This window comes from Bacillus sp. FSL R7-0166, from assembly GCF_038008935.1.
Lineage (GTDB): Bacteria > Bacillota > Bacilli > Bacillales > Bacillaceae > Bacillus > Bacillus altitudinis.
Genome location: NZ_JBBPAC010000001.1, coordinates 1735697 through 1748014 on the forward strand (window position 1 = coordinate 1735697; position 12318 = coordinate 1748014).

At 40.5% G+C, this 12318-nt stretch carries 16 protein-coding genes; 11 read left to right on the top strand and 5 right to left on the bottom strand.

Annotation, left to right across the window (positions count from 1 at the left end; genetic code table 11):
* Positions 1–62: 62 nt before the first annotated feature.
* The 6 genes from NST01_RS08840 (at position 63) to NST01_RS08865 (ending at position 2059) form a co-directional block, all read left to right on the top strand.
* Complete coding sequence (locus tag NST01_RS08840) at positions 63–566, top strand: TlpA family protein disulfide reductase (RefSeq protein ID WP_008343807.1); 504 nt, start codon at positions 63–65, stop codon at positions 564–566.
* A 76-nt stretch (positions 567–642) separates the two neighbouring features.
* Positions 643–768 carry an FbpB family small basic protein gene (locus tag NST01_RS08845; protein WP_003211002.1) on the top strand — a complete coding sequence of 42 codons (126 nt, stop codon included), beginning with the start codon at positions 643–645 and terminating at the stop codon, positions 766–768.
* Between the two features lie 51 nt (positions 769–819).
* A complete protein-coding gene (locus NST01_RS08850; protein ID WP_008357830.1) occupies positions 820–963 on the top strand; it encodes an acid-soluble spore protein N in 144 nt (47 codons plus the stop codon).
* A gap of 15 nt (positions 964–978) precedes the next feature.
* Positions 979–1221 carry a small acid-soluble spore protein Tlp gene (tlp, locus tag NST01_RS08855; protein ID WP_017359579.1) on the top strand — a complete coding sequence of 81 codons (243 nt, stop codon included), beginning with the start codon at positions 979–981 and terminating at the stop codon, positions 1219–1221.
* Between the two features lie 103 nt (positions 1222–1324).
* Entirely contained in the window at positions 1325–1747 is a 423-nt protein-coding gene (locus tag NST01_RS08860; protein WP_008343800.1) for an acyl-CoA thioesterase, read from the top strand.
* A 3-nt stretch (positions 1748–1750) separates the two neighbouring features.
* The gene (locus tag NST01_RS08865; RefSeq protein WP_019744130.1) at positions 1751–2059 is read left to right on the top strand and encodes a hypothetical protein; all 309 of its coding nucleotides are present in this window, start codon (positions 1751–1753) and stop codon (positions 2057–2059) included.
* Positions 2060–2100: 41 nt separating this feature from the next.
* On the opposite strand, the gene NST01_RS08870 is transcribed toward NST01_RS08865, so the two are convergent.
* Positions 2101–2388: a HesB/YadR/YfhF family protein gene (locus NST01_RS08870; protein ID WP_008343795.1), complete on the bottom strand. Its 288-nt coding sequence runs from the start codon at positions 2386–2388 to the stop codon at positions 2101–2103.
* Positions 2389–2484: 96 nt separating this feature from the next.
* A complete protein-coding gene (gene plsY, locus NST01_RS08875) occupies positions 2485–3066 on the bottom strand; it encodes a glycerol-3-phosphate 1-O-acyltransferase PlsY (protein ID WP_019744131.1) in 582 nt (193 codons plus the stop codon).
* A 154-nt stretch (positions 3067–3220) separates the two neighbouring features.
* Here plsY and NST01_RS08880 point away from each other — a divergent pair, with 154 nt between their 5' ends.
* From NST01_RS08880 to parC, 3 genes are all read left to right on the top strand, one after another.
* A complete protein-coding gene (locus NST01_RS08880) occupies positions 3221–3634 on the top strand; it encodes a CoA-binding protein (RefSeq protein ID WP_017359577.1) in 414 nt (137 codons plus the stop codon).
* A 415-nt stretch (positions 3635–4049) separates the two neighbouring features.
* Complete coding sequence (gene parE / locus NST01_RS08885; RefSeq protein WP_007499323.1) at positions 4050–6017, top strand: DNA topoisomerase IV subunit B; 1968 nt, start codon at positions 4050–4052, stop codon at positions 6015–6017.
* A 2-nt stretch (positions 6018–6019) separates the two neighbouring features.
* Positions 6020–8461, top strand: a complete 2442-nt coding sequence (gene parC / locus NST01_RS08890; protein ID WP_159145707.1) for a DNA topoisomerase IV subunit A — start codon at positions 6020–6022, stop codon at positions 8459–8461.
* 52 nt (positions 8462–8513) lie between these two features.
* Here the strand turns inward: parC and NST01_RS08895 are convergent, their stop codons facing one another.
* The 3 genes from NST01_RS08895 to NST01_RS08905 form a co-directional block, all read right to left on the bottom strand.
* The gene (locus tag NST01_RS08895) at positions 8514–8639 is read right to left on the bottom strand and encodes a hypothetical protein (protein WP_008343787.1); all 126 of its coding nucleotides are present in this window, start codon (positions 8637–8639) and stop codon (positions 8514–8516) included.
* Between the two features lie 29 nt (positions 8640–8668).
* Complete coding sequence (locus NST01_RS08900; RefSeq protein ID WP_048001481.1) at positions 8669–9016, bottom strand: hypothetical protein; 348 nt, start codon at positions 9014–9016, stop codon at positions 8669–8671.
* Positions 9017–9211: 195 nt separating this feature from the next.
* Positions 9212–10384: an MFS transporter gene (locus NST01_RS08905; RefSeq protein WP_056703239.1), complete on the bottom strand. Its 1173-nt coding sequence runs from the start codon at positions 10382–10384 to the stop codon at positions 9212–9214.
* 77 nt (positions 10385–10461) lie between these two features.
* Between NST01_RS08905 and NST01_RS08910 the strand changes: the two genes are divergently transcribed.
* Entirely contained in the window at positions 10462–11625 is a 1164-nt protein-coding gene (locus tag NST01_RS08910; RefSeq protein WP_056703236.1) for an isocitrate/isopropylmalate dehydrogenase family protein, read from the top strand.
* A 2-nt stretch (positions 11626–11627) separates the two neighbouring features.
* Complete coding sequence (locus tag NST01_RS08915; RefSeq protein ID WP_048001478.1) at positions 11628–12182, top strand: sugar O-acetyltransferase; 555 nt, start codon at positions 11628–11630, stop codon at positions 12180–12182.
* Positions 12183–12318: the final 136 nt, after the last annotated feature.

The following is a 12318-nucleotide window of genomic DNA, read 5'->3' on the forward strand; positions in this document are numbered from 1 at the left end:
GCAAAGAAGAGAAGGCGCTTAGATAGCTTTCTCTTCTTTTTTAACATAGTGGAGGATCAATCATGTGGAAAAAAGGAATGGCAAGCGCTGTTTTACTTGTGTTGATTGGTTTACTTGCATGGAATGTATTCGGACCAAAAGAACCCGCCATCGGTCTTGAAACAGGGGACAAAGCCCCTGATTTTGAGCTCAAAACCCTTGATGGCAAAACGGCATCTTTATCTGATTATCGAGGTAAAAAAGTACTTCTCAATTTTTGGGCGACATGGTGTAAGCCTTGCCGAACAGAAATGCCAGATCTAGATGCAATTAGAAGTGAAAATGACCAAGTTGAGGTACTAGCGGTGAATTTGACGAACACTGAAAAGAGTGTGGATCACGTCGCATCTTTTATTGATGAACTTAAGGTCAGTTTTCCTGTTTTATTAGATCAAAAAGGTATTCAAGCGAGATATCAGGTACTTTCATATCCGACGACATACATACTAGATGAAAAAGGGCGTATCCTGTCTGTAAAGCATCAAATGCTCACAAAAAAAGAAATTGAAAAAGAGCTGGATCTATAATGATTCAGCTCTTTTTTGCTTATTTTCTAAATGTTTTGGCGAAAATGGTATGAACAGAGTGGAGGTGGTGATAGACATGAGAAGAAGAAAGCGCCGTACATTTGAAGAACTTGTGCTTGAAAATAAAAAAGAATTATTAAGCAATGAGGAATTTTTAAACCAGCTTGAAGAAAAGTTGGAAGAGCGATTTAGACAGAAATAAGTTATGATTTGTCCTTTTTCGTTCATCCTAAAGAAGAGGGAGGGGTGAATGATGGGTAGAGAGCATGATAAACAAGCGCAGTTTACACCAGACCATTTAGGGACAAAACCTGTAGCATACAAACGAAATAAAGGCAAAAAGATGCATAATAAATCGAATGAACAGCCTGATGTGATACAGACGAAGGGCGAATAATAGGAGGGAAGCATGATGAATGACAAGTCATATCAATCCAATCCAGATGATCGTTCTGATAATGTTGAGAAGCTGCAGGATATGATCGAAAACACACTTGAAAATATTGATGAATCTGAAGCAGCAATGGGTCTTTCAACAGAGGAAGAAAAGCAGATGATCAAGCAAAAAAATGAAAACCGTAGAACAAGTATTGACGCAATGCGTTCTGAAATAAAGGACGAGGAAGCAGCAAGAAAGAGCGGTTACACTGAATAAACCAGGGATTCCTGGTTTATTTTATTGCCTCTTTTTAGAAGAACCATTTGGAATGTGGTAAAATGTCAGAGACGTTAGGTTTTGATAGGAGAGCGATGAAAACGTGTATGTATCTAAAAAAGAAATAGAAGTCCGTTATGCAGAAACAGATCAAATGGGTATTGTGTATCATGCCAACTATTTAATCTGGATGGAAGTCGGCAGAACAGCATTAATTAAAGAATTAGGCTTTTCCTATGCCCAGTTAGAGGCAGACGGTGTCCTTGCACCTGTTGTCGATCTTCAGGTTCAATATAAGAAACCACTACTGTACGGTGAAACGGCTACAGTTCACACATGGATAGAAGAATATAACGGCGTGAAAACAGTGTATGGCTATGAAATACAAAAACCTGATGGACAAACGGCTATTACAGGGACCACCTCACATATTTGTGTGGACAAAGAAACCTTTAGACCGATTCAATTTAGAAAAGCTTTCCCTGCATGGCACAGCGTATACGAACAGTCCAAGAAGCAGGTTTGATTCATGGCCTTTGGAATTAAAAGAAGAGATTTGAATGCTTGGAAATCAGCTGTTCGGCAAGGGAATGTGGCCTTTTTGACACACTATTGGCTTGATGACCGTTTTCCGCATGCGAATACTGTCACAAAGGCAGCCTGTCAGGATATGGAGCAATTAATCGCTTGGGGACAAAAGCATGGATTAAAGAAAGAATGGATCCATGTTCGCGAAGGTTTTCCTCATTTTGATCTCATCGGTGATTCGCAAAAACGGATTTTGCAAAAAGAGCGGTCGTTAGGAAACATTCAGGAGTATGGACTTTATATTGAGTGATAAACAAAAAAGATACCCGAGGGATGAGGTATCTTTTTTGTTTATTCATAATGAAATTCTGGTTCTTTCACGGACTCGTTATAATCAATATGCAGATCATGGTTGTCAAAATACCAAATATCACTTTCTTCCACAAAGAAAGTAATGCCTTCTACTTCAGCGGTTGCGCCGGCATTTTGAGGTTCATCTTTTGCGACGCCGAGAGAAAAGCCTTTTTGTACATTACTGCACCCGCCATATCTGACAAAAAAGCGAACATGATCACCTTTTTCTAAATCCAGTTCATTCTTGTACCAATTGAGTGCATCATCTTTTATCGTTAATTTCAATGTGATCGCCCCTTTTTGAAGTCATGCTGTTTTTAAATGCAGGATGCAAAAACAGCTTTTCTTTACTTTTACCACATATTTAAATTGATGAAACGGCTAAAGCCATTTGATTTTCGGTTCAGTTTTGTTGAGAATTCGTTTGAGGTTGGCGATGTGTCTGAAGATCACAAAACCAGCAAGAACAGCAACAACAATAATTAAAAATACGTCTTGGGTGAATATGCTGTAAATGAATGTGTAGATCCCAGTCAGCATAGATGATAATGAAACATATTTACTAATGTATAAAAATAAGAAAAAAGCAGCGATCATCGTGATAAATAAGAACGGGGCATAAAATAACAGCACGCCGCCTGATGTAGCGACCGCTTTTCCCCCTTTAAATTTTGCAAAGACAGGAAAGCTGTGACCGATAACAGCAGCAACTCCTGCTAATAAGGGATGAATGTCCAGTTGCATGAAAAACGGTAAAGCCGAAGCAAGAGTCCCTTTTAAAATATCAGCAGTGATAACGATGGACCCTGCTTTCACACCTAACGTACGGAATGCATTCGTCGCACCTAGGTTCCCGCTGCCATGTTCACGGATATCGATTCCCTTTGCAGCTTTCCCGACAATGAGACCTGATGGAATACTGCCGAGAAGATAAGCCAAAATAAACATCAAAGCAATTAACATCTGCATAACTCCTTTATATTCTCCCTCTTGTCTTACATTTTAACATGATCTTATGAAAAACATGGCGATCTTTTTTTGAAAAAAACGATGGCCGATGAATTCAGCTTTGTTTTTAACAAGAAATTCGCTAAAATAGAAGAAAAGGAGTGTCTGGATGAATCATCCTTCAAAACAAGAAATTGGGCGTATATTAAAAAGCAGTAAGCGAATTGCGGTTGTTGGTTTGTCAGATCAGCCGCACCGAACGTCCTATATGGTTTCAAAAGCCATGCAAGATGCCGGTTATGACATCATTCCTGTCAATCCAACGATTGATGAAGCACTTGGGGTAAAAGCGGTCGACTCTTTAAAAGACATAGAAGGGCCTGTTGATATCGTCAATGTCTTTAGACGTTCTGAGTTTTTGCCTGAGGTGGCGAAAGAATTTCTTGAAATAGACGCACCTGTTTTTTGGGCGCAGCAAGGCGTATATCATGAAGAGGCAAAAAGGCTGATTGAGGAAAATGGCAAGGTCGCCATCATGGATTTATGTATCAAAGTGGCTCATGCGATGACAAAAACTCATTAAATCGTCAAAAATCCTTGGTTTTTCAAGGATTTTTGCTTTTTTGTTGCAGAAATATATTTGCGATTCTAGAAGAAAGCGATAAAATAAGGCGACAGGGACCTATCGGTGACCTTGCATATCGAGAAAAAGAGCGATAAGATAAATATAGAACATTTGTTCTGTTTTGCTAAAACCATCATATGATTGCATTTGGCTTATGAAACAGTCTTGTTTATAATGGACTTCTAGTTCTGATTGCAGAATGTAGAACATTCTCATAACCGTGCAAAAGAGCATGTATCGCTGAATCACACATGCATGGTGATGATGCAGCTTATTAAAGTGGACAGTAATGAGCAGCATGATCATCATTAAAATCTAGAGAGATCATTGATGATTAGCCGGTTATGTTTGTTAGTGAAAGGGGATTAAGCATTTGGTTAAAAAGCAGCAAGTAGATTATAACGATGATTCTATTCAGGTGCTAGAGGGGCTTGAAGCGGTCCGTAAACGCCCAGGGATGTATATTGGATCGACGGATTCACGCGGTCTTCATCACCTTGTCTATGAGATTGTAGACAACTCTGTCGATGAAGTGCTCGCTGGCCATGGAGATCATATCATTGTCAAAATACATAAAGATAACAGCATTTCCGTCCAAGATAAAGGGCGCGGAATGCCTACTGGTATGCATAAGCTTGGAAAACCGACACCAGAGATCATTTTAACTGTCCTGCACGCAGGCGGAAAATTTGGTCAAGGCGGTTATAAAACAAGTGGTGGACTTCACGGGGTTGGGGCGTCCGTTGTGAACGCACTTTCAGAGTGGCTCACCGTGACGATAGAACGCGATGGATTTATTTATCACCAGCGCTTTGAACATGGCGGAAAGCCAGTCACATCACTTGAAAAAATCGGGAAAACGAAAAAGACCGGTACACTGATTCATTTTAAGCCAGATCCAACGATGTTCAGTGTCACCACCTATAATTTTGATACATTATCAGAGCGTTTAAGAGAATCAGCCTTTTTATTAAAAGGGCTAAAAATAGAGCTGATTGATGAGCGCCATGATGTGCAGGAGACCTTTTATTATGAGACAGGTATTGAAGCGTTCGTTGCTTATTTAAACGAGGAAAAGGATGTACTTAGTGAAGTCGTTTCGTTTGAAGGCGAACATCAGTCCATTGAAGTCGATTTTGCCTTTCAATTTAACGACGGATATTCAGAAAATATTTTGTCGTTCGTCAATAACGTAAGAACCAAAGATGGCGGTACGCATGAGTCTGGTGCAAAAACAGCCATGACGAGAGCCTTTAATGAATATGCACGCAAAGTGACCCTTTTAAAAGAAAAAGACAAAAATTTAGAAGGTACGGATATTCGTGAAGGTCTGTCAGCTGTTATTTCTGTCAGAATTCCTGAAGAGCTTCTTCAATTTGAAGGACAAACAAAAGGAAAGCTTGGAACGAGTGAGGCAAGGTCAGCTGTTGATGCCGTAATTTCTGAAAAATTGGCTTATTTCCTTGAAGAAAACCGCGAAACGGCAACACTGCTTGTGAAAAAAGCGATTAAAGCGCAGCAGGCAAGAGAAGCGGCTAGAAAAGCAAGAGAAGAAGCGAGGAGCGGCAAGAAACGGAAAAAATCTGAAGCAACACTCAGCGGAAAATTAACACCTGCTCAATCTAGAAACCCGGCAAGAAATGAACTGTATCTAGTAGAGGGTGACTCAGCGGGTGGATCAGCCAAGCAAGGGCGTGATCGGAAATTCCAAGCGGTGCTGCCGCTTCGAGGGAAGGTCATTAATACAGAGAAAGCAAAGCTTGCAGATATTTTCAAAAACGAAGAAATCAATACCATTATCCATGCCATTGGCGGTGGGGTTGGTGTCGATTTTAATGTAGAAGACATCAATTATGACAAAATTGTCATCATGACAGATGCTGATACAGATGGCGCGCATATTCAGGTTCTATTGCTTACATTCTTCTACCGCTATATGAAGCCGCTGATTGAGCATGGCAAAGTATTCATTGCCCTTCCGCCTTTATATAAAGTTAGCAAAGGCTCAGGGAAGAAAGAAGTCATTGAATATGCTTGGTCTGATGAAGAAATGGATGATGTACTAAAGAAAGTTGGAAAAGGATATACGATTCAACGCTATAAAGGTTTAGGTGAAATGAATGCCGACCAGCTATGGGAAACGACAATGAATCCAGAGTCGAGAACGCTTGTCAGGGTGAAGATCGATGATGCTGCACGGGTGGAGCGCCGCGTCACGACACTGATGGGTGACAAAGTAGAACCACGCCGTAAATGGATTGAAAAGAATGTCGCCTTTGGACTTGATGAGGAAAGCAACATTCTTGAAAATGAAAACTTGTCGCTAGCTGAGGAGGTTTAAACATGGCACAACAAGAACGATTTCATGATTTACCGTTAGAAGAAGTGATTGGGGACCGTTTTGGTCGCTATAGTAAATATATTATCCAAGATCGTGCACTTCCAGATGCACGTGATGGATTAAAGCCTGTACAACGAAGAATTTTATATGCAATGTATGCGGAAGGAAATACACAAGATAAAAACTTCCGTAAAGCTGCCAAAACAGTCGGTAACGTCATTGGTAACTATCATCCGCATGGTGATTCTTCTGTTTATGAAGCAATGGTGAGAATGAGCCAGGATTGGAAAGTGCGAAATGTGCTGATTGAGATGCATGGAAATAACGGGAGTATCGACGGAGATCCTCCTGCTGCCATGCGTTATACGGAAGCAAGGCTTTCTGCAATTGCATCAGAGCTTTTAAAAGACCTCGACAAGGAGACGGTCGAATTTGTCGCGAACTTTGATGATACAAGCAAAGAGCCTGTTGTCTTACCAGCGATGTTTCCCAACCTTCTTGTGAACGGGTCAACAGGGATTTCAGCCGGTTATGCGACTGATATTCCACCGCACCACCTAGGAGAAGTGATTGATGGCGTGATTAAGCGAATTGAACAGCCGCATTGTACGGTTGAAGATTTAATGACAGTCATCAAAGGGCCTGATTTCCCAACAGGCGGGATCATTCAAGGTGTGGATGGAATTAAGAAGGCATATGAAACAGGAAAAGGAAAGATTATGATTCGCGGAAAAGCGGAGATTGAAACCATCCGCGGTGGACGCCAGCAAATCGTGATCACAGAAATTCCTTATGAAGTGAATAAGGCCAATCTTGTCAAAAAGATGGACGAGTTCCGCATTGAAAGAAAAGTAGAAGGGATTTCTGAAGTTCGGGATGAGACGGACCGTACCGGCCTTCGGATTGTTGTAGAGCTGAAAAAAGAAGCGGATGCGAATGGTGTCTTGAATTTCTTATATAAAAATTCTGATCTGCAAATCCCTTATAACTTTAATATGGTCGCGATACATAACAGAAGACCGACTTTAATGACGCTTACAACTGTACTAGACGCTTACATTGCTCATCAAAAAGAAGTGATGACGAACCGCTCAGCATACGAACTTCGAAAAGCAAAAGAACGTCATCATATTGTAGATGGATTAATTAAAGCTCTTTCCATTTTAGATGAAGTCATTGCGACGATTCGTTCGTCTAATGATAAGCGTGATGCGAAAAACAATTTGATGGAGAAATATGATTTTACAGAAGCTCAATCAGAAGCGATTGTTTCTCTCCAGTTATATCGTTTAACAAATACAGATATCACCCAACTAAGAGACGAAGCAAGAGAGCTTGACGTGCGAATTGCAGAGCTTGAAGACATTTTAGCGAATGAGAAGAAGCTGTTTAAAGTCATTACGAACAACTTGAAGAAGTTGAAAAAGACGTATGCTGATGAAAGACGATCCGTCATTGAGGAAAAAATTGAAGAAATTAAGATTAACCTTGAAGTGATGATCGCATCAGAGGACGTGTACGTCACAGTCACAAAAGATGGATACATCAAACGGACAAGCCAGCGTTCCTATGCTGCATCAAATGGTAAGGACTTCGGTATGAAGGATACAGACCGACTGATTCACCAGTTTGAAATGAATACAACAGATGTTCTTCTGCTATTTACGAATAAAGGGAGCTACATTTACTGTCCAGTTCATCAGTTGCCAGATATACGCTGGAAAGACATGGGGCAGCACATTACGAATATTATTTCGATTGATCGGGATGAATCCATTCAAAAAGCGATCCCAATTAAAGAATTCGATGAATCATCGTATCTCTTGTTCTTCACAAAAGGCGGTATGGTGAAGAAAACAGAGCTTCTCCAATATAAAGCGCAGCGCTATTCAAAACCGCTTGTCGCCTTGAATTTAAAAGGTGATGATGAACTTGTAGATGTTCATGTTACAACAGGTCAGCAAGAATTGTTTATTGCAACGAAAAATGGCTATGGATTATGGTTTGATGAAGAAGAAGTGAGTGTGGTCGGTCCGAGAGCGGCTGGTGTGAAAGGCATCAATTTGAAGGACGGAGACGAGGTGGTCTCTGGACAAATCATTGATCCGAAGAACAATGTGCTTGTTCTCACGACACAAAGAGGTGCTGTGAAGCGGATGAACCTCTCTGAATTTGATAAGACATCAAGAGCAAAACGTGGAGTGATCATGCTAAGAGAATTAAAGAAAAACCCTCACAGAATTGTTGCTGTGATTGCTGCTTCACTGCACGATACACTTGAGATTGATACGGAAAAGGGTGCCACGATCCCGCTCGATATTTCCACACTAAGGGCAAATGATCGTTATAGCAATGGATCGTTTATTTTAGATGAGGAAGAGCAGGGAGAAGTAACTCAAGTTCTTTTATCACCTGCTGCATCTGACCAAGATGACAATAAATAAGCAAAACGAAAACCCCCTGCGTAAGGCAGGGGGTTTTTATGATGAGGTCAATTTAACTCTCGTGATTGCCAAACATGCTTGTGATGGCATGCACTACTTCAATTCCTTGGTAAACGAAAAGAGAAAGTGAAGTGACAGAGAATAGACCTAGAATGAATACTCTTAAGAAAAATAACATCGTGTAAAACCTCCCAATTTTTGTTTGATTTAAATGATTGGGTTAACACGAGCTACTCGGAAATTCGAAGACTGGTAGAACACTGCAAGTAAATGCTTCTTTTTCCGGTCAAATCGATCAGTATAAGTGATGCGTGCAAATCCAGCTGCCATACTGCCAATGACTAGCAGTGCTGTAAATGCCGCAAATACTGCGTTCACATGTTTTTGTTTCTTTTCATCGCCTGCTGTCTGAACGATTTTCATTTCATGTGATTCTTGATCAGCAACCACCTTTGCATGATGGTATACCTGAACGGAATGAGGCATTGAGAACAAATGAAAACTTGCAAGTGCTATGAATAAGACTGCTAATTTTAACAGCATATTTTTTTTCATTTTTCTCACCCCTTCCTGTTTATTTTCATGATCTTACCACGTTTTCAGTTATTTGAAAAGTCTTATTTTTTTACTTTCCCTCTTTAAAAAAGCGATAAACATCAAGACATCTATAGGACTGTTTCACTTCATGAAAGGTTTCAATTTTATTTATTAAATTTAAAAAAAGTACCAAGATCAAAGATCTGGCACTTTTCAAAAAGAATGTATTGATGTCGGTTTTGCAACAGCTTTTGTAAAGATTCCTGCAATACAAATGGCAAACAGAACAAAAATAAACGCATGAAGCAGACCGACTTGATTGGCGAGCAGTCCTAAAACAGGAGGCCCTGATAGAGAGGCTGTATACCCAGATAAAGTGACGATACTGACACGTTTGACAGCATAGCGGCTATCATCACCAGCTGCTGAAATGGTCAGCGGGAAGCCTAAGGACGCGCCAAGTCCCCATAAAAAGATAGATATCATACACACGACGAGTGAAATCTTTAAAATCACCAAGAATAGTCCGGCGGCAGCAGATAAGATCGCGACTCTTAGCAACAGCACCCTGCCAAAGCGATCAATGAAACGTCCGCTCAGTAATCTGCCACTAATCATCCCGCACAAAAATAATGCATAGATGACCGTACTCATTGAATGAGAAACCTGATAGCCATCAACCATTGCTAGTGGAATCCAATCATTTGCAGAACCTTCTACAAATGCGAGACATAAGGCAATCATCGCTAATGAGATCGTCCGTTTGTTCAGCCATGATGTTTGAGAAGCCTCAACTGATTCTGTCTGCGTCTTATCCGGATCTTTTCCTGTCCCGTGCGGAATAAACCGTGTACAAATCAGGATGCTGAGAAAGAAAAGGAGTGCAATGGTGAGAAGGTGAATGAAGACAGACACACCTAAATAAATAAAGAGTATTCCGGCACCTGCACCAATTAACGTTCCAATACTGAAAGAAGCATGCAAAATCGGCAGGATCGTTCTCTTGATCTGATACTCAATCTCCGTTCCTTCTAAGTTCATGGCTACATTGCACATGCCTGAGCCTGAACCAAAAAGAAAAAGACCAGCAGTGACAATCAGCGTAGAAGAGAGGGCGGCGCCGATTGCAAGGGTTGAGAATCCAATAAACATCAAAAAAGCGCTGACCACAATCGCCACTCGGCCGCCTTTTTTGCGAACGAATACATTGGAAAGAATCAGCCCGACAATGGAACCTACAGATAGGCCGAGTAAAATGAGTCCCATTGTGCCTGTATCTGCTTGCAACAAATCTCTCACTTCTGGTGTCCTTGAAAACCAAGTGGAGATGGAGATCCCAGACATCGTAAAAATAACAATGATCGCTTTATACCACTTTAATTTCATCTAATCCCTCATATCTATGTAGTCTTACAGAACAAATCTACTCGATTATAAAGGAGACTTCTTGATTCGTAAATAACATGAGGGAGGATCATCATGAAGAAAATATTCCAACTTCATCATTCTTTGATAGAATAAAGACAAAAGGGGCGATACATATGTCATATCGAATAGGTGTTTTAAAGGGAGACGGGATTGGACCGGAAATTGTTAATTCTAGTATGCGTATTTTTAAGACAGCGCTGTCACAGTTCAATGAACCATTTGTGGAATTTGTAGAGTGTCCTATCGGTGCTGAAGCCATTCATTCTCATCAAGATCCAGTGCCAGCTTCTACGATAGCCGCCTTGAAAAAATGCCATGGCTGGATATTAGGACCTCATGATTCAGCTTCATATCCTGATCAATTGAAAGAAAGAAGAAATCCAAGTGGAGAACTGCGTCATACATTTGATTTATTTGCAAATATTCGTCCATCGCAATCGCTACCAGGTGTGAAAAGCGTTGCCAGTGGCGTCGACCTTGTCATTTTTCGAGAAAATACAGAAGGCTTTTATCCAGACCGGAATATGTATCAGGGGACAGGAGAGTGGATGATTACACCAGATGTCGCCATATCTACAGGTGTGTTTACAAAAAAAGCAATTACCCGTATTACCCACGCGGCCTTTCAACGTGCAGTGGAGAGGAGGGGGAAAGTCACCATTGTTCATAAAGCGAACGTGATCAAATTAGGATCTGGCTTGTTTTTACGAACATGTCAAGAGGTAGCGAAAGCATATCCGCAAGTGGAGGTTGAGGATATTCATATTGATGCGATGGCTGCTCATTTAGTGAGACGTGCAGGTGATTTTGATGTGATTGTGACAGAAAATATGTTTGGCGACATATTATCTGATCTTGCAGGGGAACTAGTCGGCAGTTTAGGAATGGCACCCTCATTAAATTGTAACGAAAATCAAGCGATGGCACAGGCGGCACATGGTTCAGCACCGGATATTGCTGGTCAAAATATCGCCAATCCAATGGGCATGATTCTTTCTACAGTGATGCTTTGTAACTGGCTACATGTGAAATATCAAGATGAAAGATTAAAACAGACAGCCAGTCTGATCGAACATACTCTTGGTGAGACCTTAAAAAAGAACTTGAAAACGAAGGATTTAGGAGGAAATGAGACGACGACACAATTCACCGAGGCATTCATTCAAACGATGAATGAAGTTTCAATAAAAGGGAGATGAACATGAAAACAGAAAAAGAAAAGATGATCAAGGGAGAATACTATCATCCAAATGACCACACATTGATGGCAGATCGAGCAAAAGCGCGACAATTGACATTTGCCTATCAGCAAACAAATGAGCCATCACAGAGAAAGGCCATTTTAAAGGAGCTTTTAGGCGCTTGCGGAGAAGATGTGGTGTTTGAAGGCAGAATACAATGTGATTATGGATACAATATCGAGGTTGGTGAGCATTTTTTTGCGAATTTTGATGCTGTGTTATTAGATGTTTGCAAGATTACAATTGGAGATCATTGTTTGTTAGGTCCGAATGTACATATATATACAGCTGGACATCCGTTAAATCCAGAAGAACGTCAAACAGGTATTGAATTCGGCAAACCAGTCACAATTGGACATCATGTATGGATTGGCGGTGGTGCCATTATCAATCCAGGTGTGACAATCGGAGATCATGCTGTCATTGCATCAGGATCCGTTGTGACAAAAGATGTTCCGTCAAATGTGATTGTTGGCGGGAATCCTGCAAAAATCTTAAAACATTTAGAGGAATGAAAATCTGACGAATCAACCGTTGGATTTTCATTTTTTATTTTATCTCAATAAGATAAGTATACTTAATAATGAGACAAAGAAAATTCAATTGTTGTTTAACTTCCTAGAATATATATTATGTAAACTAGATATTAAT